At 43.7% G+C, this 25,662-nt stretch carries 15 protein-coding genes; 12 read left to right on the top strand and 3 right to left on the bottom strand.

Features of this window, described 5'->3' with window-relative positions; translation table 11 throughout:
- Nucleotides 1–50 precede the first annotated feature (50 nt).
- The 6 genes from HMPREF0091_RS00515 to nrdE all read left to right on the top strand — a co-directional run bounded on the left by HMPREF0091_RS00515 (nucleotide 51) and on the right by nrdE (nucleotide 9,047).
- The gene (locus HMPREF0091_RS00515; RefSeq protein WP_006302214.1) at nucleotides 51–779 is read left to right on the top strand and encodes an HAD family hydrolase; all 729 of its coding nucleotides are present in this window, start codon (nucleotides 51–53) and stop codon (nucleotides 777–779) included.
- A gap of 6 nt (nucleotides 780–785) precedes the next feature.
- Nucleotides 786–1,688, top strand: coding sequence for an HhH-GPD family protein (locus tag HMPREF0091_RS00510; protein WP_006302213.1), 903 nt, complete (start codon nucleotides 786–788; stop codon nucleotides 1,686–1,688).
- A gap of 277 nt (nucleotides 1,689–1,965) precedes the next feature.
- A complete protein-coding gene (locus tag HMPREF0091_RS00505; RefSeq protein WP_006302212.1) occupies nucleotides 1,966–4,872 on the top strand; it encodes a C1 family peptidase in 2,907 nt (968 codons plus the stop codon).
- 394 nt (nucleotides 4,873–5,266) lie between these two features.
- A complete protein-coding gene (gene nrdF / locus HMPREF0091_RS00500; RefSeq protein WP_006302211.1) occupies nucleotides 5,267–6,286 on the top strand; it encodes a class 1b ribonucleoside-diphosphate reductase subunit beta in 1,020 nt (339 codons plus the stop codon).
- 2 nt (nucleotides 6,287–6,288) lie between these two features.
- On the top strand, nucleotides 6,289–6,729 hold the full coding sequence (nrdI, locus tag HMPREF0091_RS00495; RefSeq protein ID WP_006302210.1) for a class Ib ribonucleoside-diphosphate reductase assembly flavoprotein NrdI: 441 nt from the start codon (nucleotides 6,289–6,291) through the stop codon (nucleotides 6,727–6,729).
- A 110-nt stretch (nucleotides 6,730–6,839) separates the two neighbouring features.
- Nucleotides 6,840–9,047 (top strand): class 1b ribonucleoside-diphosphate reductase subunit alpha, encoded by a 2,208-nt coding sequence (gene nrdE, locus HMPREF0091_RS00490; RefSeq protein WP_010240953.1) that lies wholly within the window; start codon nucleotides 6,840–6,842, stop codon nucleotides 9,045–9,047.
- 290 nt (nucleotides 9,048–9,337) lie between these two features.
- On the opposite strand, the gene HMPREF0091_RS00485 is transcribed toward nrdE, so the two are convergent.
- The 3 genes from HMPREF0091_RS00485 to nth all read right to left on the bottom strand — a co-directional run bounded on the left by HMPREF0091_RS00485 (nucleotide 9,338) and on the right by nth (nucleotide 13,364).
- Nucleotides 9,338–10,660, bottom strand: a complete 1,323-nt coding sequence (locus HMPREF0091_RS00485) for an Nramp family divalent metal transporter (protein WP_006302208.1) — start codon at nucleotides 10,658–10,660, stop codon at nucleotides 9,338–9,340.
- The gene (locus tag HMPREF0091_RS00480) at nucleotides 10,657–12,531 is read right to left on the bottom strand and encodes a magnesium transporter MgtE N-terminal domain-containing protein (protein WP_006302207.1); all 1,875 of its coding nucleotides are present in this window, start codon (nucleotides 12,529–12,531) and stop codon (nucleotides 10,657–10,659) included. The genes HMPREF0091_RS00485 and HMPREF0091_RS00480 overlap by 4 nt, the downstream gene beginning before the upstream one ends.
- 170 nt (nucleotides 12,532–12,701) lie before the next feature.
- Nucleotides 12,702–13,364 carry an endonuclease III gene (gene nth, locus HMPREF0091_RS00475; protein ID WP_006302206.1) on the bottom strand — a complete coding sequence of 221 codons (663 nt, stop codon included), beginning with the start codon at nucleotides 13,362–13,364 and terminating at the stop codon, nucleotides 12,702–12,704.
- A gap of 382 nt (nucleotides 13,365–13,746) precedes the next feature.
- Here nth and glgB point away from each other — a divergent pair, with 382 nt between their 5' ends.
- The 6 genes from glgB (at nucleotide 13,747) to HMPREF0091_RS00445 (ending at nucleotide 25,662) form a co-directional block, all read left to right on the top strand.
- Nucleotides 13,747–15,933: a 1,4-alpha-glucan branching protein GlgB gene (gene glgB, locus HMPREF0091_RS00470; protein ID WP_006302205.1), complete on the top strand. Its 2,187-nt coding sequence runs from the start codon at nucleotides 13,747–13,749 to the stop codon at nucleotides 15,931–15,933.
- Nucleotides 15,934–15,986: 53 nt separating this feature from the next.
- The gene (locus HMPREF0091_RS00465; protein ID WP_010241615.1) at nucleotides 15,987–18,404 is read left to right on the top strand and encodes a glycogen/starch/alpha-glucan phosphorylase; all 2,418 of its coding nucleotides are present in this window, start codon (nucleotides 15,987–15,989) and stop codon (nucleotides 18,402–18,404) included.
- Nucleotides 18,405–18,449: 45 nt separating this feature from the next.
- Entirely contained in the window at nucleotides 18,450–19,604 is a 1,155-nt protein-coding gene (locus tag HMPREF0091_RS00460; protein WP_010241613.1) for a glucose-1-phosphate adenylyltransferase, read from the top strand.
- Nucleotides 19,601–20,692 carry a glucose-1-phosphate adenylyltransferase subunit GlgD gene (gene glgD / locus HMPREF0091_RS00455; protein ID WP_006302202.1) on the top strand — a complete coding sequence of 364 codons (1,092 nt, stop codon included), beginning with the start codon at nucleotides 19,601–19,603 and terminating at the stop codon, nucleotides 20,690–20,692. Before HMPREF0091_RS00460 ends, glgD begins: the two co-directional genes overlap by 4 nt.
- Before the next feature lie 79 nt (nucleotides 20,693–20,771).
- On the top strand, nucleotides 20,772–22,280 hold the full coding sequence (gene glgA, locus HMPREF0091_RS00450; protein WP_006302201.1) for a glycogen synthase GlgA: 1,509 nt from the start codon (nucleotides 20,772–20,774) through the stop codon (nucleotides 22,278–22,280).
- A 4-nt stretch (nucleotides 22,281–22,284) separates the two neighbouring features.
- Entirely contained in the window at nucleotides 22,285–25,662 is a 3,378-nt protein-coding gene (locus HMPREF0091_RS00445) for a 4-alpha-glucanotransferase (RefSeq protein ID WP_006302200.1), read from the top strand.

The raw sequence follows: 25,662 nt of genomic DNA, 5'->3' as shown, positions 1-25,662 counted from the left end.
AAGCAATACGTTATAATTTGTGACTGATTGGCTTATAGGATTATAGATTTATGAGAGTGAAGTGTACACCAACGAGCGTTCAAGAACAAACATACTCCTCGGAACACAAAGCTCCTTTAGCTGTTTTTGATTTTGACGGAACACTTATTAACGGGCAGTCGGGTACACTTTTTACGCTGTATCTGTTTCGTCATCATCTTTTATCGTGCGTTGATATGCTCCACTTAACCTGGTGGGCTGCGCGCTATGTTCTTCATTTGCCCTTTAATCAAGCTCAAGCCCGCGAAATTCTCTTTAAAAAGCTGGCGGGAAGGTCCAAACAAGACGTAACGCGCCTTATGAAAGATTTTCATGAGCGCATTATTATGCCTAGGTATCGAACACGTGGAATACAAGAAGTTCATCAAAAGCAAAGTGAAGGATGTGTTATTGTGCTTGTTTCGGCAACGTTTAAAGGAATTGCCGAACAAGCAGCGCTCTATTTAGGCATTGACCACGTCATTGCAACGGACATGCGCTACGACGATCAACAACGTTATACAGGTTTTGTGTATGGCGATGTTGTTGAAGGCGCAGCTAAAGAGCAAGAACTTACCAAATGGGCTCAAAAGACGTTTGGTGCGGATGCTTGGTATATTGATTATGCATATGGAGATCATCATACCGACGATGCTTTGCTCCAAAAAGCTGTACATCCCGTTGCAATTAATCCAGGTGTTGTTCTTAAATATAAAGCTCGCCGCAACAAATGGCGGATCGAAAATTGGAAACGAGCATAAGCTCATATGATGAACAACACTGCTTTTCCTCTATCAAGTTGTGAGCTCAAGGCGTTTCGCACTAAAATTGCTCAAAAAGGTCAAGAGCTGTATCGTGATTTTGCATGGAGAAACACGACCGATCCCTATAAAATTTGGATTTCTGAAGTTATGCTTCAACAAACGCAAACCGCGCGTGTTGAAAAGCGTTTTTGTGCATGGATAAAAAAATTTCCCACAGTTGATGTGCTGGCGTTAGCAAGCGTAACTGATGTCTTAAACGAGTGGCAGGGCATGGGATACAACCGTCGTGCATTAGCGCTTTTGCACGCGGCACAGATGCTTTCCGAGCAAGGAGGCACTATGCCTTCCTCTCAACAAGACCTTCAAGCGTTGCCCGGTATTGGACCTGCTACTGCAGCAGGTATTTGTGCATTTGCGTACAATCAGCATGCTGTGTACCTTGAAACTAACGTCAGAAGCGTGTTTTTGCATGAGTTTTTTCGCGATGCCGAGCAGGTTGATGATAAGCTGTTGATTCCGTATATTGAACAAACCTGTCCGCCATCAGGTGCATTAGGGTCTCGCGAGCAGATGTGTCCGCGCATGTGGTATTATGCGTTGCTCGATTACGGCGCTCATCTTAAGAAAACACAAACTAATCCCGCAAGAAAATCAAAAACGTATGTTAAGCAATCTAAATTTGAGGGGAGCCATCGCCAAAAACGCGCGGAGCTTGTGCGCTTGTTGTTGGCTTATCAAGTTAGTGGGGATGTGTGCACCACCGAATTGTTGTGTCGTGAGCTTAATAGAATAGAAAACAGCGCAAAACGTGAAGATGTTTCGTATGAGTATGTGCAGAAAACACTTGAGGAGCTTGCTTGTCAGGGATTTTGTGTAGCTCAGGGTGATATGTGGCGTGTTGCATAGGCTTATATGCCCATGAGAATAAGTTCAATTTTTTTAAGGTTTCTTTCTTTTTGTTACATATATTACAGAAATGTATCTGAATTGTAACAGAAATATATTTTCTAAAACTGCATAAAAACTTAACATAGCGCAAAAATATAAGATAAAATGAAAAATATATACGATTAAGAGAAAAATATCCAAGATTCTCGTTGTTTTATAAGTAAGTCCTTCTGACAAACATACATAAAAACGTGTATCTTAGGTCACCACGATTGTAGAGGAAAGGAAGGATCTCATGAATAAAAAATGGGAACTCAAGATATTAAACGCTCATGCACAACATCGCGCATGGTCAAAACACCACGTATTAGAAGCTATTTTTGCACTAGCAATTTCGGCCTTCCTTATTGCTCCACAAGCAGCCTTTGCACAAGATGCACAACATCAAACTGCTACAAGTGATGCTCCTGCTCAAGCGCAGCACGTAGACGCCTCCCCTACAGCTCAACCTGTCGTTAATGTTAATGCGGTTAACGTTGTCTCTCAAGTTCTTAAAAACACCGTTAAGACGCCAACCACTGCCCAAGCGCCATCTGCAGCACAAGCTTCCACACAAACACCCGCTGCGCCCTCTGAACAAAAACCAACTCAAACAGATACAAAAACTGGTACTACTACAGCACAGCAGGATCCCCAGCCCGCAGCAGGTAACCCTCAACCACAGCAACCCACACAACAACTTGATCCAGCCAAATATAAAGATGCTTTGGGAACAGACCTTAATTTTGACTGGAATAAGGACGGTAAAACTACCGCAGAGGACTGGTTTGCCTTTAGAAAATGGCTGTCTGATTATAAGCCGCTTAAACCCGATGCACAGGGTCAACCCGATAACTCCGAAGGTGGAAATACAGCCTTAGGTGCCGTTAAAATTATTACCGGTGTTTCTGATTCAGGCGACAAAAAACTTGAAAATGTTCCAGATGTATCAAAGGCAAAACAATACTACCTGCAAAATGTTGGTCAACTTACACCACCACGCGATCAGGGTCAAATGGGAACATGCTGGGTTCATGCAATTATGTCTGAGCTTGAAAGTGCAATTCTTAAGAAAAAACAGGGTGACGGTGGAAAAGCTCTTGATGAGGCAAAACACAACTCTCCCATACTTGCTAACATCCCCGATAACGTAGATTTATCTGAACTTTATTTTGAGTTAAAATCGTTTACCCCCGAAAAACAAGGCAGCCAAAAAGGTGAAGGTGCAGAGCAAATTGACGATAAAACGGGTAATGTTGCTCCAGTAGCTAATAGTATGAACCTCGGTGGTTTTACTGATTTTAATGAGAACACACTTACCAACTGGGAAGGTGTGGTGAGCGAGAAAGACGAACCATACTGGCCTAAAAAAGCTCCTGGCTTTGAAGACAATTTGGATAACCGTATTAAGTATCTGCTTGGTCTTATTGATTCCGATGAGTTCTGGGAAACTAAGAACTGGGGTTATCATGATGAAGCTGCGGCAGCCAAAGAAAAACCAGTAGCTCATGTTGACGGTGTGTATTATCTTCCTGCGTTTAATCACTATAAATTTGATGGCAAAGGAAATATGGACTGGGTTTCTCAAAACGACAAGGCGCGCTTGCGTGTGAAAGAAGCTTTGGTTAAATACGGTGTTGTACAAGTATCAATGAACGCCTCAAAAGTTACACCGTATACCTATGACGACGGAGATACAACCGTTCAAAACCATGCAGTATCTATTGTTGGATGGAATGACGATGTCCCAGCCGATAAATTCAAGGGCTTCCAAAAAGGAACAAAGCCCGCAGGTAACGGTGCATGGTTAATCAAAAACAGTTGGGGCTCGCAATCTAATACAGCTGCGGCATTTAAAAAGCTACAGGCTCAATATAAATTGAGCGATGAGCAGCTTAAAGAGAAGATCAAGGCTCTGTTTGATAACGACCAGGCAAAAGCTACGGAAAAGGATAATGTTGACTACTATGCTGACGCATACGCTCGAGCGGTAGAGAGACTTGAAAACAAGATCAAAGCAGCACAGACTCCTGCACAAGCTGACCTTGACCAACTGGCTCGGTATAAAAAGCAAGCTGAAAAGTACAAACAAGCAAAAGACAACTTTGATGAATACTACAAGAAGTTTGTACAAGAAAAGGTTGATGGCGCACTTTCTGGTAAGGGTGCCGGTTGGGGCTTAAAAGATAAAAACGGTGATAAATCGGGCTTCTTCTGGATCTCCTATTACGACCACTCGCTTACAGGCGCTCAAGCGTTAAGTGTAGATGTTGCAGACGACGGTTTTGATTACGATAACGTTTATACGTACAACTACACCAAAACTGGAACCGATAATCCGTTTGCACTAAGAACGCAAGGTAGCGATACTGCGGTTGCAAATGTATTTACCGCAAAAGGCACCGAAGTGCTGAAGGCTGTGTCTGTTCGTTCTCAACTTGCTGGAACCGAAGTTAATATCAAGGTTTATTTGGTAAGTGATGATAATCTTGGTGACCTTGACCCAACAAATGATTCTCAAGTGGTTTCAGAACAAAATTACGTTACCGAGGCAGCAGGTTTTGAGACGGTTAAGCTTGATACGCCTGTTCAGCTTAAAAAAGGACAAAAATTTGCTGTGGTAGAAACATTGGTATCAAAAGATACCCAAGGTAAGGCTTACTCGTGGTTAAATGTGGAAACAGCTCTTTCCCAATCGGCACAAGATCCAAATCCACATGAGAAAAAGAATGCCGATGGTCTTTTGAATAAGGGTCTGCCTATGCAGTATCTCTGGACTCATGTAAAGTCTAACCCAGGCGAAACCTTTATTCGTTTGCAAACCAAAGACGGTCTTAAATGGGTAACTCCTGCAGCTCTTACGAAAGCTATAAGCGACGGTGACGCATTTGAATTTGGTAACGCGCTTATCAAAGCATTTACGGTAAACGGCGTGCTTCCAGCAACGCTTACACCTGCTCAACCAACGCTGCACACAGCAGGTGATGACCAGGGAGAAACTCAAGGGGATGCCAATACCCAAGGAGAACCCTCGGCTGCTTCGCAGTTAAAGACTCCAAAAACCTCCGATTTAGCAGGTTCAGGTGCTGGAGTATTAGGTGGCTTAGGAGCTTTGTTCTCGCTTGCTGGTGCGTTTGTTTCGCGCAAACTGAACAAAAGATAAACCTGTTATGCATTCATAGAAGGCGGATTTTAATCTGTTAACTAAAACGCGCTCGTAGCTTATTACGGGCGCGTTTTTTGTTGTGCTGTTTTTGCAGTGTGGTTTGTTTGCCGAGAGTGCAGTGCGTCTGTATTGAGCGTTATTGGTTGTTTGTCGAAAGCGCAGTGCGCCTGTAAGTAACAAACTCTACGTGATTGTGGGTAGTGCGTTTGTGGTATCAAGGATTTATTGTGATGAGCGTAAATTTTTAATCGCGCGTTACTAACGCTTAACTGTGGATTAGTATCAATATGCTGTACAAACGCATATTGATACTCACTATATATTGTGTTATTGTTTCTTGAGCTTTATTGAACACGAGCTTGTATTGTTATCGATAAGGAGAGGAACGGGAATGCAATCTGCTTCAAACGTACAACCAACATCTCAATCTCCAGTTGATTTTGCGTATGCTGATAAAGGCTGCAATATGCGTGCTGTTAATTGGAACAGAATTCAAGATGAAAAAGATCTTGAGGTTTGGAATCGTGTTACTCAAAATTTTTGGCTTCCCGAAAACATACCTGTTTCTAATGATTTGCCGTCTTGGAACGAGTTGGATAGTTCGTGGCAGCAGCTCATTATTCGCACTTTTACAGGGCTTACGCTTTTAGATACGGTGCAAGCAACCGTTGGCGATGTGGCTCAGATTCGTCATGCCCTCACCGATATAGAGCAGGCAAATTACGCAAACTTTGCCTTTATGGTTGCAGTTCATGCACGCTCGTATGGAACGGTGTTTTCTACGCTGTGTAGCAGTGAGCAAATTGATGAAGCGCAGGCGTGGGTGGTTAATAATGACGCGCTCCAAAAACGCGCAAAAGCACTTATTCCTTACTATACAGGTTCTGATCCCTTAAAAAGCAAGGTTGCCGCAGCCCTTATGCCAGGATTTTTGCTCTATGGTGGTTTTTATCTGCCGTTTTATTTGTCTGCTCGCAGCAAACTTCCTAACACCTCTGATATGATTCGTCTTATTTTGCGCGATAAAGTTATTCACAACTATTACAGCGGTTATAAGTTCCAGCAAAAAGTTCGTAAGCTTACCAGCGATGAACAACAAACTGTTAAAGACTTTGTGTTTGATCTTATGTATCAACTTATTGATTTAGAAAAAGCATATTTGCAAGACCTGTACAAAGATTTTGATCTGGCAGATGATGCCATACGATTTAGCTTGTATAATGCTGGCAAATTCTTACAGAATTTAGGGTATGATTCTCCGTTTTCAGAGCAGGAAACCTATATTTCGCCCGAAGTTTTTGCACAGCTTTCTGCACGCGCCGATGAAAATCACGACTTCTTTTCTGGTAGTGGGTCATCCTATGTTATAGGAACCTCTGAAGAAACAACCGACGAAGATTGGGAGTTTTAATCGTGCAAATTGTTTATTTTTCTTCTACTTCAGAAAATACGCATCGCTTTGTGCAAAAGCTTACCTGTGTATCCCATCGCATTCCGCTTAACCTGCAGGAGCATATGGTAGTTGATAGTGAATACATCCTTATTTGCCCCACATACTCGGGCGGAGGCAAAAACACACACGGCCATGTGGATACGCGCGGAGCTGTACCCAAGCAGGTTATTCATTTTCTAAACGATGAACATAACCGCAAGCTGTGTAGGGCTGTAATTGGAACGGGCAACACTAATTTTGGAGATAGCTTTGCGCTTGCTGGTCCCATTATTGCTGCTAAAGTTGGTGTTCCTCTTGCATATCAATTTGAATTATCGGGAACACAAGAAGACGTTGCGCGTGTGCAAATGCTTATCGACGAAAAGATTACTCAACCCGAGAAAGCGCCCATGCTGGTCTAAGATGCACATCATGCAAGAAACCTTTGCCTCCGTGTGCTGCTGTATGCATGTCTTTGCACCTTGTCGCAATGTTCGCACGTATTATAAACCTGCCAAAGAACGGACTTACTATGTCAACTTCTACAACTGATTCTTATATTGCTCTTAATGCGCTTACGCGCTTCAAAACCGAAGACGGCCACTATAATTTTTCGGCCGATAAAAAGGCGGTACAACTCTATCTTAAAGAGCAGGTAGAGCCTCGTCTTAAAACGTTTGAATCGTGTCAGCAACGCCTCGATTATCTTGTTGAACACCAATATTACGACAAGGCGGTATTAGATCTTTATAGTCAAGAAGATATAGAGGCACTTACGTCGTTGGCTTACGAGCAGCATTTTGAGTTTTTGTCGCTCATGGGTGCTATGAAATTTTATATGGCATACGCGCTGCAGTCTGACGACAGAACAACATATTTAGAGCGTTTTGAAGACCGCGTTGTGATGTGCGCGCTTTTTCTTGCTAACGGCGATGTTGCGCTTGCACGTAATTTGGTGCTCGACTTAATGTCTAATAGATTCCAGCCTGCAACTCCTACGTTTCTGAATGCAGGTAAAAAGCGTCGTGGTGAATATATTTCTTGTTATTTGCTTCGTGTTGAAGACAATATGGAATCAATTGCTCGTGGTATTGGAACCAGTTTGCAGCTCTCAAAACGTGGTGGCGGTGTGGCTTTATGTCTTACCAACTTACGCGAAACAGGTGCTCCTATTAAAGGCTTTGCTCACCAAGCAAGCGGTGTTGTTCCCGTTATGAAATTGTTAGAGGATACGTTTTCGTATGCAAATCAGCTGGGTCAGCGCCAAGGTGCAGGAGCTGTTTATTTGCATGCACATCATCCCGATATTATGCGTTTTCTTGATACCAAGCGCGAAAACGCAGACGAAAAGGTACGCATTAAGTCACTGTCACTTGGTGTTATCGTTCCAGATATTACCTTTAAGCTTGCAAAAGAAAACAAGGACATGGCACTTTTTTCGCCGTACGACATAGAAAAAGAGTACAAATGTTCTATGGCTGATATGTCTATTACCGAAAAGTACGACGAATTGGTTAACAATCCTCGTATAAAAAAGGACTATATCAGCGCGCGCAAGTTTTTCCAAACCATAGCTGAGCTGCAGTTTGAATCGGGTTATCCGTATATCTTGTTTGAAGACACGGTAAACAGACGCAATCCCCACAAGAAAGCTGGGCGTATTGTGATGTCAAATCTGTGTTCCGAGATTGCACAGGTATCTACGCCAAGTTCTTATACCGAAGATCTTGGATTTACGCAAACAGGCGTTGATATATGCTGCAACTTGGGATCTATCAACATAGCAGCTGCCATGGATCATGCGTCCGAGTTTTCACGCACTATCAAAGACGCTATAGTTGCGCTTGATCGTGTGTCGCGTTCATCTGATTTATCGTGTGCGCCTTCTGTTAATAAAGGAAACAAGCTTAATCATGCTGTTGGTTTAGGCGCTATGAACCTTCACGGATTTTTGGCAACGCACCACATTTATTATGCGTCGGCAGAGGCTGTTGACTTTGTTGATATGTTCTTTTATGCAATGGCATACCACGCATTTAAGGCTTCGTCAGAACTTGCGCAAACCGAAGGTGCGTTTGCGGGCTTTGCTGATTCAGAATATGCCGATGGCACTTATTTTAAGAAATATACCGAGCATAAGATTGCTCCTGCAACGCCGCGCATTGCCAAGCTTTTGGCTGATTGCCATTTTGAACTTCCTACCCAACAAGACTGGCAAGAGTTGGTTAAAGACATTCGCGCGCATGGTTTGGCAAATTCGCACCTTATGGCAGTTGCTCCTACAGGTTCTATCAGCTATCTTTCTTCGTGTACGCCAAGTTTGCAGCCAGTTGTTTCTCCTGTTGAAACGCGCAAGGAAGGCAAAGTTGGACGTGTGTATGTTCCTGCCTATAAAATTAGTGACGATACCTACAAATATTATCAAGACGGTGCTTATGAGGTTGGTTACGAGGCAATTATCAACATTGTTGCTGCTGCACAAAAGCATGTAGACCAAGCAATTTCGCTTACTTTGTTTATGACTTCCCAAGCCACTACCAGAGATCTTAATCGCGCCTATATTTATGCATTTAAGAAAAAGTGTGATTCCATTTATTACGTGCGCATTCGTCAAGACGTTTTGGAAGGCAGTGAACATCTAGAAAGCGATGAGATTTTACCCGATGCTGCAAAGTCTGACGAGAAAAAATCTGCGTTTCATTGTGATGGTTCTTCGGAATGTCAGGTTTGCATGATTTAAGGTATGCTGTGCGATCCACCCATGAGACTTAATAGCATGATCATGACTATTGGGTAACATGAGGCGGTACGCGCATGTAAAACGCTTGCATGATAACAGGAAACGAGCAGGTCAAGTGATGACTTGCTCGTTTTCTTTTGTGAGGTGTTTACAAAGTGTGTTGGTGTTGTATGCGGGGTTGTTTTGTTTGCAGCTCTCACAGTATGCGCATGCCACCGCGCTCATATCGCACGTTTGCGGCGCCTTGTGTGATGTATGAACCTATGTAGTATATTGAGCAGTTAAGGTGGCTAATATCCCATTGCCTGCATAACAAACATGATGATGGTGAGAATGGTTACCGCAATGACGGTAAACCACGTAAGCATGGTCCACAGTTTGCTATTAACATGTTTTCCCATGATAAATTTATTTGAAGCGATGCGTACCATACATACCAAAAGAATTGGCAAAAGAATACCGTTTATGACCTGCGCAAACATCATAATTCCAAACAGGTCAATATGAGGAATCAGAACAATTACCGCAGATATAACCAAGATAGCAGTAATAATTCCCCGATAAGCAGGGGCTTCTTGCCACGTGCAGTCTGCACCGCGTTCCCAGCCAAAAGCTTCGCAAATGCCACTCGCGGTAATTCCTGGTAGTACACAGGCTGCTAAAAATGATGCGCCAATAAGACCAATGCCAAAAAGCGCATAGGCGTATTCGCCTGCAAGTGGAGCCAAAGCTGCTGCTGCGTCTTCTGCACCGTTAACGGTAATGCCTGCAGGGAACAGAACCGCTCCCGTTGCAAGAATAATAAACCAGCTGATAACACTTGCTACAATAGCTCCAGTAACCGTATCAATTTGCTGATAGGGAATATCTTCGTCGTGTGCGTTTTTATCAACAACATTTGATTGTGCTAAAAATATCATCCAAGGTGCAATGGTTGTTCCTACATTTGCAACCAATAACGACAAATACTGAGGATTAGGCGTAATCTGCGGCACGGCGGTGGTGAAAAGAGCATATGACCAGTCGGGCTGTACTAAAAATCCTGCAATAATATAGGTAACAAATACACAACTGATAGCTAAGAGCACTTTTTCGATAGAACGATAACTTCCGCTCATTGCCAATACCCAAATGAGCAACGCAGAAAGCGGAACCGAAAGATAGGTAGGCATACCAAACAACGCTAAACCCGAGGCAATACCTGCAAACTCTGAAAGCGTAACCGTTGTATTTGAGATAAGAAGTGCAAGCATGGCAACCGCAGAACGCTTGACACCAAAACATTCGCGTATAAGTGACGCAAAGCCTTTTCCGGTAACACAACCCATACGAGCGGCTGTTTCTTGCACCACAATCAGCAAGAAACACATAATAGGAACCGTCCAAAGCTGACCGAAACCAAACAGCGCACCAGCGTTTGAGTATGTTGCTACACCACCTGCGTCTGCGCCTGCAAGGGCTGCAACCATACCAGGTCCCATAGCAAGCAACACGCGCTTAAACTGCAATTTTTGGGGTCGACGCTCCAAAGTATTGGTTTGCTGTGTATTTATTGCGCTCTGCGTGTTTTCTGCATTATGCGTTTGTAAGGGCGTTGTTTGCTGTGTTATCACTGAAGAACTCCTAAAGCACCCATGCACATAATGGCTGCTATGCATATTACAAACGACAAGATCATAGAAACAAGTGACAGCACAAAGCCTGACGTATCAAGATTTTTTGCGTCGCGCACACGTAAAATGGCAAGAAATAGAGGAGACACTATAAAAGATATGCAAGACGCAATACCAATTGCCACAAACGACGAAAGAAAACCTTTTGCCAACACGGAATCAAAATTGTGCATGGTGCACAACATAGAAAAGATCACTTCGATTGCCGCAAAAATAGCAGCAAACACAAGCGCCAGACCAAGGCTTTTAACACCAAAGCCCAAATCGGATGGCGAGTTTTCGTCGTCCGCATCGTTTTCGAGGAAGAAATTAACGGTATGCGAAATAGAGGCGTCACCAAACATTAAACATACGGGTAGAAGTGTGCATGTAAACAGCATGAGTACATTTTTATGAGTATCAGGTAAAGGAAGATGAAGCAAACCACACAAATGGAGTGCAAAGGTAATACATGAACCAAACACCCATATAAACAGCCATGCGTTATGACGAAGTAACCAAACAAGCGCGCCTGTTTGTCGCTTGGAATCACCATCATTTGCGCCAGCACCCGCAATTTGCAGGTCTTCTTCGTGTTCTTCTTCCATAACATCAAGCGCGTCATCAACGGTAACAATACCTAATAGACGCTTGTTGTCGTCAATAACAGGCATTGCCAACAGGTTGTACTTTGCAATGTTTTCTGCAACGTCTTCTTGGTCGTCATCGGGATTTGCGGTAATCATGTCGGTAGTTGCTATGTTTTTAAGTGGTGTTGCTGGTTCGTTAATAATAAGCTTATTGAGATTTACCACGCCGCTTAAACGGTTTTCATCGTCTTTTAGATACACATAGTGTACGGTTTCAAAGTCTTCATCAAGCGCGCGCATGCGGGCAACTGCATCTGCAACGGTTTGTGCTTCTGGCAGGCACAAAACCTCAGAGGTCATAATACGACCTGCAGTATCTTCTCTATATCCTAAAAGCTGTCTAATGGCTTTGCGCTCTTTTACACCCATAAGGCGAAGGATTTTTTCTGCCTTGTCATAGTCAAGTTCGCTTACCAGCTCGGCTGCGTCGTCAGGATCCATTTCCGATAACATGCGTGACGCATCGGTATCGGCCATGTCGCCCATAATTTCTGCGGCAATATGATCATCGTCAAACTCAGCGATTGCGTCTGCGGCGCGCTCGTCATCTAGCTGCGCAAACACGCGTCCACGTAGGCGCGGATCAAGGCGCTCCAAAATGTCTGCAATATCGGCAGGGTGTAGACCATCGAGTGTTTTATGCGATACAGATAGCTTTACATTAGACAAATCGCGGTCAAGCAGGTCCATATAGTTCCATGCGATAATTTTTTCGGGCATGGGCTTGCCAAGCGATTTTGCAATTTTAAGCGTAAGCGTTTCAAGTGCAGGGGAGAGCGATCGTAGCAAACCGCGTATTCCAACTTCGGCACCAAGCAAACGAAGCTGCGATGAGCTGGTGTCTGAAAGCTTTAAATCGTTTACCCTTACAACTCGCATGCCACGCGTATCAACAATTTGCTTGTTAAGCAAATCGCGCGCAATTAAAACTTCGTTAGGTTGAAGATAAGAAAATCTAATATCGGTATCAACTACTTTTAAGTGGATGTCTTCGGTAGAAAACGATTCAACATACTTACGCCATGAAATCATAAAAGGCGTTTTACCAGGACCTTCAACGGCAAGTGCAGTAATACGAGGAAAGACTTCGCCCGTTGCAATGCCAAGGTCGTTTACACGACCTATTTTTTCGCCTTTTGCATCAAATACGGGATTGCCCAATAGCTGGGATAGATAAATCATACAAACCCCTTACTCGCTCATGGCTATTTTCATAAACCTACATGTACACATACACTATAATTCTACACGGTTTTACGCACCTTTTTACGGCGTTTATATGAGCTACTAAAATACCATGAGAAGCCCTAGGAATTACGAGTATTTTTTCTTATTAAGCTTACTTTTTGGGCTTACTTTTTAGAAAACTTTGCATAAGACGGGCAAAGTGCACGAGCAATACACGTTTCGCAGCATGGATTTTTTGCCTTGCATATTTCGCGTCCAAAATGGATCCATTCTTCATTTACGCTGCTCCACAATGTGGGAGGGAGTAGCTTAAGCAAATCTTGCTCGGCTTCAAGCGGCGTTTTTGCACGTGTAAACTGTAGACGCGTTGAAATTCTAAATACATGGGTGTCAACGGCAATGCCTTGAGTTTTGTTGAACGCTTTGTTCAGTACAATGTTGGCGGTTTTTCTTCCTACCCCAGGTAGACGCATAAGTTCTTCCATGGTTTGAGGCACTTCTCCTGCAAAATCGCTCATAATCATTTGCGAGGCTTCAACACAGTGTTTTGCTTTAGCGCGCCAAAACCCAATGGTGCGGATAACCTCTCCTATGTCTTCGGGCTTTGCTTGCGCCATGTGCTTAGCAGTTGGCCAGCGCGCAAACAGTTGAGGAGTTACTTTATTAACAGCAGCATCGGTTGTTTGCGCCGAAAGCATAACGCAGATGGTAAGGGTAAAGGGGTTGTGATAGGTAAGAGCCGACTTTGCCCCACGATAACGCGCGTGAAGAATTTCGTAGAACGCGCATGCACGCTTTTGTTTGCTGCGTTGTGATTCTTTTGCCATCACCCCTCCTCATCTGGTATTCAAGTGTTTTGCGTTGGTTGATTTATATGCAATCAAACGAGTGGATGTCACAAATAGTAGGACATCCTGTACAGTTCATTATAACGTCCACCGGTCTTTCCTATAAATAGGTACTCAAACCGTTCACAGAAGTGTTTTTTACTTATAGCAAAGTTGTTGATTTTGTCGAGGCTTTTATAGAGATATTGCCGTAAAATAGAAAATATGTTGTTTCAATGTAGCTTTTTGGTGTGCGCGTGGACATGCAGCCACTACATTTTGTAGGTATTGGTTTGAATGTATAAAGCGCAGGTATACACAAAGCTTGAACGTAAAAGAGATATCAGTTTTCAGCTGACGGCTTGTATTGAGGGGGACATGTATGAAGAGCTTTACCCTTAATGATGTGCAATTAACAAATGACGACCGTTATCTTTTTGCTCAAGGTAATTGGTATAGAAGCCACGAAAAATTGGGAGCCCATCCTATTGTTTGTAATGGATGTAGTGGTTTCTATTTTGCTGTTTGGGCTCCAGGTGTTAAAAGCGTGCGCGTAGATGGTGATTTTAACGGCTGGGGTGAAACTCAAAATTATCTTGAACATAAAGGATCTGGCATTTGGGAAGGTTTCGTCGGCGGAGCACAGGCTGGTGAGCTGTATAAGTATCTCATTGAAACACAAGATGGTACTACGTTTTATAAAGCAGATCCTTACGCTTTTAGTGCTGAGTGTCCTCCAGGTACGGCTTCGCGCTTGCTTGATGTTTCAAAATATGAGTGGTCAGATGCTGCATATACCAAGTACCGTAATAACCACGATTTTCTTCATGAGCCTCTTAATATTTTTGAATGCCATTTAGGCAGCTGGAAGCGTCAACCATCTGATGAAGTTATTAAAGAACATGCAAATGACACCTCTACTGCATCTGATGATGAGGATACTTCAAACGACGAATGGCAATGTCAAGGGCGGTTTTTGAGCTATGACGAGCTGTCCGAGCGTCTGGTTGCTTATGTTAAAAAAATGGGATATTCTCACATCGAAATTATGCCCATTATGGAGCACCCTTTTGACGGATCATGGGGTTATCAAGTTACGGGCTATTTTGCGCCAACTGCGCGCTATGGTACGCCCGATCAGTTTAAGCACTTTATTGACGCGTGTCATCAGGCAAATATTGGTGTTATCCTCGACTGGGTACCTGGTGGTTTTTGTAAAGACGAGCACGGTCTTAGTCGTTTTAACGGCGATAAACTGTTCGAGAAAAAAGAACATCCTAATTGGGGCACGTACAAATTTGATGTTGGTCGTGGCGAAGTAAGAAGTTTTCTTATATCTAACCTTCTGTATTGGGTGGGGGAGTTTCATGTAGACGGCATTCGTATGGATGGTGTTACCAGCATTTTGTACCTTAACTTTGGTATAGATGATCCTGCTCAAAAGCAATTCAACGAAAAAGGCACCGAAGAAGATCTTACCGCTATAAAATTTGTTCAGCAGTGTAACGAAGCAGTAGAAAAGTATTACCCACACACCATGATGATTGCCGAGGAATCTACTGCATGGCCGCTGGTAACATATCCGCCTAAAGACGGAGGTTTGGGTTTTCATCTTAAATGGGATATGGGCTGGATGAATGATACTTTGCATTACATTCAAGCCGATTTTCCTTATCGTCCAGGCGCACATCATTTGCTCACGTTTTCTACTATGTATCAATTTAACGAAAACTTTATTTTGCCTCTGTCGCACGATGAAGTGGTACATGGAAAATGCTCTTTGATTCGCAGACAGCCTGGCGATTACTGGCGTCAGTTTGCTGGCATGCGCGCGCTTGCGCTCTATCAGATGGCTCATGCGGGTGCAAAGCTTAATTTTATGGGCAACGAGATTGCGCAGTTTATTGAATGGCGTTATTACGAGGGAATTCAGTATTTCCTTACCCACAAGTTTGACGCACACAAAAAGCACCAGCACTTTGTACAAGAGCTTAATGCTTTCTACAATAACAACCCTGCAATGTGGGAGTTTTCGTTTGAGTCGCGCGGATTTGAGTGGATAGACGCAGACAATTCTGGCCAAGCGATTATTGCGTTTATTCGCCATGGTGAGCACAAGACCGACGATTTGGTTGTTGTGATCAATTTTGAAGTTAATCCACACGATAACTTTAGGCTTGGCATGCCTATGGCAGGTTATTGGAAAGAGGTTTTCAATACCGATGATCCTGCATTTGGTGGTTCGGGAACTTCTAACGGTTTTCATGCGCTTGCTACCGAGGAAGAACCTCAACACGGGCGTGACAATTCGCTGGTTATTACCGTGCCTCCTTTAGGTGGGGTTATCTTCAAATATGTGCGTGCGTTGCCTGCAAAAAAGAAAGCTGCAAGTAAAGCTACGGAAAAAGCTTCACCTAAGGCAAAAGGTAAGGCAACAGGTAAAGCCGCAGGTAAAGATAGCGATAAACCGGCTTCAGGAAAAGCGTCGCATACCAGCACGCGCACCAAGACAGTTAGCAAGAAATCTGCACATAACACAGTTACCAAGAAGGTTAAAAAACGTAAATAGCTTTATGCCTACGCACATGTCAGATGTGTGGGCAACTATGGGAAAGGGACTACATGGCATCTTTATTCAACGATACGCAAGACTTTATTCAGCAGTATAGACAGGGGTGTGAGTCGTATTACGCTCGTTCATTTGAGGATCTTACAGATACCCAGCGGCTCTATGTTTTGTCGGCGCTTATCGCAAAGAAGGCAAAGGCGTTGCAAGCAGATCAAGACCCTCAACAGAAAGAAGTATTTTACTTTTCTCTTGAGTTTTTGACCGGCCCACTTTTAGACAATTATCTGTTGAATTTTGGTATTCGTGATCTTGTTGAAAATGGATGCAAAGAACTTGGTGTTGATTTAGACGATCTTATTAAACTTGAAGTTGACCCCGGCTTGGGAAATGGTGGTTTAGGTCGTTTAGCTGCATGTTTTATGGACTCGTGTGCGGCGCTTGGTATTGCAGGAAACGGCTGTGGTATGCGTTATCACTATGGGCTGTTTCGTCAAGCTATTAAAGATGGCCGCCAAGTAGAGCTGATGGATAACTGGCTTGAACACGGTTTTCCTTGGGAAACACGCTGTATTGCCGAATCGGTTATTGTCCAGTTTGGTGGACAAGTTGTTCGCCACGAAGAAAACGGTCGTTTTTGGTTTACGCAAGAAGGCGGCGATTTGGTTCGCGCTGTGCCATATGATGTACCGTTAGTTGGTTTTGGTGGCAAAACAGTAAACAATTTACGCCTATGGAGCGCGGAGCCTGCAGAGGAAAACTTTAATCTTGCTGCATTTAACAATGGTAATTACGCGGAGGCAATGCGTTTTCGTTCGGACGTTGAGGCTATTTCGCAGATTCTTTACCCCAATGATTCGGGTGAACACGGCAGACTTTTGCGTCTTAAGCAGGAATATCTCTTTGTTTGTGCAGGTCTTCACTCAATTCTTAGAGGTTTTGAGAAAAAGCACGGGTGCGATTGGGATAAGCTGAGCGATTTTGTTGCCATTCATACTAACGATACGCATCCGGCTCTTTGTGGTCCTGAGCTTATGCGCATTTTGGTCGACGAAAAGAACGTTGAGTTCGATTGTGCATTTGAGATTGTGCGCAATACGCTTTCGTACACAAATCATACAGTTATGCCCGAAGCTCTTGAATGTTGGCCAATTTCGCTTTTCCGCAGCCTTTTGCCTCGTACATATATGTTTATCGAAGAAATTGACCGAAGATTTCATGATACATTTCCGCGTGATAAGCACAATTGGCACGATTTGTTATCTCAAACAGCTATGCTATGGGATGGCTGTGTTCGCATGGCAAGCGTTTCGGTTATTTTTTCGCATTCTGTTAATGGTGTAAGTGAGCTTCACACCCAAATTCTTAAAGACACAACGCTCCACGGTTTTTATGAGCTTTATCCAGATAGGTTTAACAATAAAACTAACGGCATTTCTCATCGTCGTTTCTTGGGTAATGCTAATCCTGCTTATAGTGCACTTATTACCAAAACAATTGGCAATGGTTGGTTAAGCGATGCATCCGAGCTGGCAAAATTAAGCGTCTATGAAAACGATCCTAGTTTCCTTGAAGACTTTGAAGCGGCAAAGCTTAACGATAAACAGCGTCTAGCGCGCTACATCAAAGAACAAACAGGCGTTTCGCTTGATCCACATATGATTTTTGATGTGCAAGTTAAGCGTTTTCACGCCTACAAACGCCAGCTTTTGAATGTTCTTAAAATTATGGATGTATATAATCGCCTGCTTGACGGCAAGGGATTTACTATGCATCCCACGGCATTTATTTTTTCGGGCAAAGCAGCACAAAGTTATGTATTTGCAAAAGAAGTTATTCGTCTTATCAATTCGGTTGCCGATGTTATTAACAATGACGAGCGCGTAAACCAGATCATAAAAGTTGCGTTTGTGCCTAATTTTGCGGTCTCAAACGCACAGCTTATTTACCCAGCTGCCGAAATCTCCGAGCAAATTTCTTGGGCAGGTTCTGAGGCGTCTGGTACGTCTAACATGAAACTTATGATGAATGGTGCGTGGACGCTGGGCACTTACGATGGTGCAAATATCGAAATTGCAAAACGCGTGGGCGATTCAAATATCAAAATTTTTGGACTTCGCGAGCAAGATGTTGTTAATCTGCGTCAGCCTGGTGCATATTGGGCATGGGATATGTACAACAACGACCGCATTCGCTTAGGAAGAATTATTGACCAGCTTACTGATGGAACTCTTAATCGTTTATCAGGTGGTTTTGAAAGCATTCGCGATGAACTGTTAACCAATAACGATCATGACCTCGTGTTGGCTGATTTTTATGCGTATGTACAGGCGTGGGAAGAGCTTACTCGTAGTTATACCAATCGTCACGTTTGGAATCATGGCGCTGTTCATAACAGTGCTTGTTCGGGTTACTTTACCTCTGATAGGACAATTCGTGAGTACGCGAATGATATATGGCATATAAGCTGCTAAAGCAGAACTTTAAGTTGTCTTTTTGTGGGTTTGGAAGGAGTTATTATGAGCAAGAAGGAGTGCATTGCAATGCTTCTTGCCGGCGGTCAAGGCAGTCGGCTTGGTGCTCTTACCAAAGAGATAGCTAAACCGGCCGTATCGTTTGGCGGTAAGTATCGCATTATCGATTTTGCGCTGTCAAACTGCGCGAATTCTGGAATAGAAACGGTTGGTGTTCTCACACAGTACCAGCCTTATGTACTTCATTCCTATCTTGGTTCGGGTGCTGCGTGGAATCTTAACGAAAGCGATGGAGGTGTATCCATTCTGCCTCCGTTTGCAACACAAACAGGCGGTGCGTGGTATGCCGGTACTGCCGATGCTGTAACACAAAACCTTGGATTTATCGAACAAAATAACCCTGAGTACGTGCTTATTCTTTCAGGCGATCAACTTTATAGCATGGACTATCAAAAAATGCTTGACGCTCACAAACGCCACGGCGCCGATCTTACGATTGCTGTTATGCCAGTTGCATGGGAAGAAGCCTCTCGTTTTGGAATTATTACGCAAGACGAAAACGAGCGCATAACCAAGTTTACCGAAAAACCCAAGAAACCCGATTCTAATCTTGCATCTATGGGAATTTACATTTTTAACAAAGACTTGCTGGTAACGTCTTTGCGCGAAGACGCTATCAATCAAACGTCCGAGCACGATTTTGGTGGAGACATCATTCCAAAACTTCTTGAAGATGGCAAAAAACTCTACACCTATGAATATCGAGGATTTTGGCGTGACGTTGGTACCATTTCTTCGTATCACGAAACAAGCATGGACTTACTTGGTGAGCACCCTGCATTTGATTTATTTAACACAAACAACCCCATGATGAGCAACGCTTCTACGCGCCCACCTGCGTATATTGGACCACAGGGTTCAATTGATGATTGCCTGGTTGGCAACGGTTGTAATATTTATGGAAGCGTTCGTCACTCAATTATCTCTACGGATAGCTTTGTGGGCGAACGTGCCATTGTTGAAGATTCCGTACTATTGCCTGGCGCCGTTGTTAAAGCAGGTGCGCACGTAGTTCGTGCAATTTTGGGAGAACATGCTGTGGTTGAGGAAGACGTTGTACTAGGCAGCGTTGATCAAACACGCGACACAGCGGTTATTGGAAACGACGTTGTAGTTGGAAAGGGTGAAGGTATACGATGAAAAAGTTTATTGGTATTATAACCGCCAACTATTCTACAAAACACCCCAGTATTTTAACTGAAACACGTCCAGTGGCGTCCATGCCGTTTTTGGGAAGATACCGTATTTTGGATTTTGCGCTTTCTAATATGGTAAACAGCGGAGCACGTACCATTGGCATGATTATGCCGTATAACTACCGCTCCATTATCGACCATATTGGGTCGGGTCGCGATTGGGATTTGGACAGAAAAAAAGGCGGACTGTTTATTCTTCCTGGTTCGGCGTTTGGAACTTCTCGTACTGGTTCTCGCTTTTTGCTGCGCGATATTGAAAACAATAAAGAATTTTTGCAACGTGACGCTCATGAGTACGTTATTGTGTCATCGGCAAACTTTGTTATGACCATTGATTATAATGATATCCTTAACGCTCATATAAAGTCGGGTGCCGATATTACCGTGGCTGTCAAGCGCGCTTCTCAAAACGATTCCGATATTGTGGGGCTAAGTGTTGAGGATGGTCGCGTGCGCGGAATCACCCATGGAATTGTGTTTGGCGACGCTGCATTTCTTGATTGCTTTGTGATTAAAAGAACGCTGCTTCTTGAACTGCTAGAATGGTATGCTCAAAGCGATTACCTTGATCTTTTTGAAGCTATGGAGCACGATTTTAATCGTGTTAACGTTCAAACCTTTGAGTTTAATGGGTATGTGAAAGGTATTTTTAACAAAAAAACGTACTTTCAATCAAATATGGACTTGCTGAATCCTACTATTACGCAAGAGCTGTTCCCCGTTGATCGTCCTGTTCGTACTAAAGCACACGATAATGCACCTGCTAAGTTTGAACAGGGTTCGCGTGTAACCAACTCGCGTGTATCGGGAAGTTGCCGCATTTATGGAACCGTTACTAATTCAATTTTAGGCCGCGATGTTATTGTTCAGCATGGCGCGGTTGTAAACGATTCTATTATCATGCAGTCTTGCGTTATTGAGCAGGGAGCACGTGTTGAACATGCTATTGTGGACAGAAACATTACGGTTCCAGCTTCAACCGAGCTTCGCGGTACGCCCGACGCTATTTTGATCAAAGAAAAAGGCAACTAACCTAAAAACGAGCGAAGTTGCTGCTTGCAGCAGCGGTTATCGCAAAATGTAACGTCAACAACAAAGGTAATGGACTGATATGAGTATGGTTGAACGCGCATCAACTAAGCAAACAAAAAAACTGCATGTATTATGTGCAACCCCTGAATGCGTTCCTTTTGTAAAAACGGGTGGGCTTGCCGATGTTGCAGGTGCCTTGCCGCGTGCGCTTAAGCGATTAGGAGCGCGTGTAAGTGTTATTTTGCCTAAATACAGCGCAATTCCTTGGGAGTATGTTTCAAAGATGGAACATATTGCCGAGTTTTATGTGCCACTATCTTGGCGTTATGAATATTGCGGTTTGGAAAAGCTTCGCTATAAAGGCGTTGAATATTATTTCATTGATAATGAGCATTACTTTAAGCGTGATGGCATTTACGGATTTTTTGATGATGGCGAGCGTTTTGCGTTTTTCTCAAAAGCTATTTGCGAGGCCATAAATTATATCGGCGAGCTTCGTTGTGACATCATTCATTGTAATGATTGGCAAACCGCTCTTGTGCCAGTGTTTTTGCACGAGTTTTATCACGAAATACCATCTTGTCGCAATGTTCGGGTAACCTTTACCATTCACAATCTTAAATTCCAAGGTCAGTTTGGCGATCAAATGATAGGCGATGTTTTGGGCTTGGCGGGTAAGCCTAATGCCGTTCGTCAGCTTTATATTGATCGCGAGTCTATTAACTTTATGCAAGCAGGCCTATGCTACGCCGACCGTATTACCACGGTAAGCCCTAGTTATGCAGGCGAAATACAAATGCCTTTTTATGGTGAGGGTTTGGATGGGCTTCTTAGAAGACGTTCGTGTATTGTTCGAGGCATTCTTAACGGCATTGATGTTGAATTGTGGAACCCCAAAAACGATAAGCTCATTCACAGCAGGTACTCAATTCAGGATTTAAGCGGTAAGGCACGCAACAAGGCTCATCTTCAGCAAGAGCTTGGGCTTGACGTAGATCCAACACGTCCTTTGATTGCGCTTGTTGGACGTCTAACCGCGCAAAAAGGTATTGGATTGGTAACCTACGCTATGAACTACCTCATGCAGCGAGGTGTTCAAGTGGTTGTACTGGGAACAGGCGAAAAAGAATATGAAGACTCGTTTAGATATTTTGCGGCTACCTACCCTCGTCAAGTAAGCGCTTGTATTACCTTTGATAACGCGCTTTCTCATAGAATCTATGCTGGTGCAGATATTTTCTTAATGCCTTCTGTGTTTGAGCCATGCGGATTGTCTCAGCTCATTTCGATGCGATATGGAACAATTCCTGTTGTTCGCGAAACAGGAGGCTTGCGCGATAGTGTTATTCCTTATAACAAATATACGCAAGAAGGTACTGGTTTTAGGTTCTGCAATATCAATGCCGATGAAATGACGCGCATACTTATGGATGCTTGCGAGCTTTATTGGACCGATAAAAAAGCATGGGTTGAGCTTCAAAAACGTGCAATGCGTGCCAACTTTAGCTGGAGTAGGGCTGCGCATGAATATCTGCGCGTCTATCTGCAGCTTTGTCCTGAATATACAAACATTTACGTAAAGAGGTAATATCGTGAGAGCGCAACATAATAGTCTTGACACAAGATACCGTTCAATTGCTGGAGCCGTAGCGGTTGGTGAACAGTTGCGGTTAACTATTGATATTTGGGATGATGTTCCTCGTCGTGTTGTGTTGCGCACATGGACGGACGAAGAAAAAGAAAAGCTCGTTCCCATGAGAAAAGTTGGCTGTTCTGAACGCCGTAATATTGTGCTCTGTGGAGAACTTAACGGTGGATGTCGCTATGGTGTAACGCTTACGTTTGATAAGCCGCAAGTGCTGTGGTACAGCTTTCAAATTACTTCTTCTAAAGGCGATGTATGGCGCTACGGTGCAGCTCAAGAGGATAAAGTGGGCGTTGGTGCTTTTGCCTATGGTGAACCTCCTTCATTTCAGGTAACGGTATATAAAAAACAAAGAACCGTTGATCCCACGTGGTATACCCAAGGTGTTGCCTATCAGATTTTTCCCGATCGTTTTGCACGCGACGACAACTGGCGAGCTCGTTGTGAGCGCGTTTTAAGCATTCCGCGCAAAGGAGTTACGCGTAGGCTGGTAGGCGATTGGAACACCTATCCCTATTACGAACGTGATGCTGATGGTAATATTTTGGCTTGGGATTTTTACGGAGGTAGTTTACAAGGTATTATTTCTAAGCTTGACTACCTTAAAAATTTGGGAATTACCATTATTTACCTTAATCCTATTGTAGAAGCACAGTCTAACCATCGCTATGACACGGCTGATTATTTTCATGTTGACCCCATGCTAGGTACCGATGAAGACTTTGAAGAGCTTTGCAAACGAGCTTCTGATATGGGTATCTCAATTATGCTTGACGGCGTGTTTAATCATGTAGGAGCAGATTCTCATTACTTTAACGCGTGCGGAAATTATGCCGAATTGCCAGCGTCTAACAAAAAAGCAACAACGCACTCATGGTTTACATTTAATGATTCAGGTGCATATGATTGCTGGTGGGGCATTAAAGACTTACCTGCTATTAGAAAGCATTGTCCGGAATTTCGTGAACTGATTTGTGGTGAAAACGGTGTTATTCGAACTTGGTTGCGCCGAGGTGCTCGTGCATGGCGTCTCGATGTTGTAGACGAACTTACTGATGATTTTGTTGAAGACATAAAAAGTGCCGCTTTGGCAGAAAAGCCCGATTCGGTAGTTATTGGAGAAGTTTGGGAAGACGCGTCTCATAAGCGTGCATACGGCAATTTGCGAAAGTATTTTCAGGGCGCAGAATTAGACGCCACGATGAACTATCCGCTTCGCGATGCGCTTATCTCGTTTATTACGCGTCGTAGCTCTGCTGATTCTTTTGCATCATCCATTGAAAGTCTGCGGGCTAATTATCCGCGTGAAGCATTTTATGCTGAATTTAACATGATGAGTACGCATGATCGCGCTCGTATTCTTACGATGCTAGGAGACGCTCCCGATAAAAGTGCAATCTCTGAAGGCGACCAATATTGGTTTAGACTTAATCCTGGCTGTAGAGCTTTGGCGGTAAGTCGTTTGTGGCTTACCACGCTTATACAGATGTGCCTGCCTGGTGTTCCGTGCGTGTATTACGGTGACGAGGCAGGACTTGAAGGCTATAGCGATCCATTCTGTCGTTTCACGTTTCCGTGGGAAAACCCCGACAAAAATTGTCAGATCATTTATCGTAATGCCATTCAGCTGCGTAAAACGCTTGATGTGTTTGTAACGGGTGATTTGCACGTGCGCTCATTTGGCTATGATGTATTTGGCATGTGGCGTCGTGATAAAACCACAAGTGTATGCGTGCTGGTAAACACACATACCGAGATGAGCCAAACCGTAGATATTCCTGTTGAGAACTTTGTGCCGCTTACTCAAAATCTTGGTAAAGATATGCAAGCTCTGCGTCTGGTGGATCTGTTAACAGGCAATGAGTATCAAGCTCATAATGGAACACTTACGCTCACGCTTCAAAATTTGGGTTCAATGATTTTATGTGCGTCTATTAAAACGCCTTTGTCGCTTCCTTTTAAGCCTGGTGCGGGTGTTTTGTGTCACATAACATCATTGCCCGGAGGAACGCTTGGCCAGCCGTCGTATAACTTTGTTAACTATCTTTCACAAGCGCACATGCGTTATTGGCAAATGCTTCCTGTGCACCCTGTAGACGAAGATAAGTCACCATATGCAGGGTATTCTGCTTTTGCTGGAAACATGGCACTCGTTGAGCAGCAAGAGCAATGTAATACTAAAGATGACGAAGACGAGGACAATACGCCCGACAGCGTTGAGTTTCATCGTTTTGTTCAAGACAACGACCACTGGTTAGTGCCGTATGCTTGTTTTAGAGCGCTCAAGAAGCGTTATAAGGGAGTTTGCTGGCAGAAGTGGCCAGCGCCGTATAATCGTTGGGATCCAGCGTTTACGCGTGAGCATGATTTGCTTGACGATATTGAAACATGCGTAAAAAAGCAGTTTATATTTGACCGTCAGTGGCGCGCACTTAAGGCGTATGCACATGAAAACGGCGTGTCACTTATCGGCGATATTCCTATGTATGTTTCGGCGGACTCAGCCGATGTTTGGACAAACCCTCAGATGTTTAACCTTGATGTAGACGGTTATCCTACGTTAGCTGCAGGCGTTCCGCCTGATGAGTTTAGTGCAACTGGCCAGCTTTGGGGAAACCCTACCTATAATTGGGACTTGATGGAACAAGACGGTTTTTCGTGGTGGACGCGTCGCCTTGCACGCGAGTTTGATCTTTTTGACTATGTGCGCCTTGATCACTTCTTAGGATTTTCTTCTTATTTTGCAATTCCTGTTACTAAACAGGCCGTACGCGGTAGTGAACAAACAGAAAGCGAAGAGGCAGCTATTCAGGCTATTGCGCATGGTTCGTGGCGCGAAGGTCCAGGCGTTCGTGTTATGCGCGCCTTGTATAAAAAGTTAGGACCGCTTCCTTTAATTGCTGAGGATTTGGGTATTGTAACGCCTGCGGTTCGCGCGCTTTTAATGGATACACACATTTGTGGTATGGATGTTATGCAATTTTCTCACGAGGATGTGCGCTTTGGCTATCATCCCTCATATAAGAAGGTAGCATATACTTCTACGCATGATACACAAACGCTTATTGGCTGGTGTAAAGACCATTATCATATGGACAGCTATACAGCCGAAAAGCAGGCAGAATACCTGTTGAGTGAGGCGTTTTCTTCTGATGCGCTCGTGTCAATTGCTACGCTGCAAGATATTTTACACTTAGACGATTCTGCGCGTATGAATGTACCAGGTACAAGTAACGATAATTGGTCGTGGCAAGCGAACACAGAAGATTTGGCAACATCGGCGGAATACGTACGCACATTGGTTGATCAGACTGGACGGATATAG

The sequence above is a fragment of the Fannyhessea vaginae DSM 15829 genome, from assembly GCF_000159235.2.
GTDB classification, from domain to species: domain Bacteria; phylum Actinomycetota; class Coriobacteriia; order Coriobacteriales; family Atopobiaceae; genus Fannyhessea; species Fannyhessea vaginae.
This window is presented reverse-complemented; position numbering and strand designations above follow the sequence as displayed.

Bases quoted from the DNA above. Each gene is read 5' to 3' on its own strand.
- HMPREF0091_RS00515 (WP_006302214.1), top strand. From the start codon at position 51: ATGAGAGTGAAGTGTACACCAACGAGCGTTCAAGAACAAACATACTCC.
- HMPREF0091_RS00510 (WP_006302213.1), top strand. From the start codon at position 786: ATGATGAACAACACTGCTTTTCCTCTATCAAGTTGTGAGCTCAAGGCG.
- HMPREF0091_RS00505 (WP_006302212.1), top strand. From the start codon at position 1,966: ATGAATAAAAAATGGGAACTCAAGATATTAAACGCTCATGCACAACAT.
- nrdF (WP_006302211.1), top strand. From the start codon at position 5,267: ATGCAATCTGCTTCAAACGTACAACCAACATCTCAATCTCCAGTTGAT.
- nrdE (WP_010240953.1), top strand. From the start codon at position 6,840: ATGTCAACTTCTACAACTGATTCTTATATTGCTCTTAATGCGCTTACG.
- HMPREF0091_RS00480 (WP_006302207.1), bottom strand. From the start codon at position 12,531: ATGATTTATCTATCCCAGCTATTGGGCAATCCCGTATTTGATGCAAAA.
- nth (WP_006302206.1), bottom strand. From the start codon at position 13,364: ATGGCAAAAGAATCACAACGCAGCAAACAAAAGCGTGCATGCGCGTTC.
- glgB (WP_006302205.1), top strand. From the start codon at position 13,747: ATGAAGAGCTTTACCCTTAATGATGTGCAATTAACAAATGACGACCGT.
- HMPREF0091_RS00465 (WP_010241615.1), top strand. From the start codon at position 15,987: ATGGCATCTTTATTCAACGATACGCAAGACTTTATTCAGCAGTATAGA.
- HMPREF0091_RS00460 (WP_010241613.1), top strand. From the start codon at position 18,450: ATGAGCAAGAAGGAGTGCATTGCAATGCTTCTTGCCGGCGGTCAAGGC.
- glgD (WP_006302202.1), top strand. From the start codon at position 19,601: ATGAAAAAGTTTATTGGTATTATAACCGCCAACTATTCTACAAAACAC.
- glgA (WP_006302201.1), top strand. From the start codon at position 20,772: ATGAGTATGGTTGAACGCGCATCAACTAAGCAAACAAAAAAACTGCAT.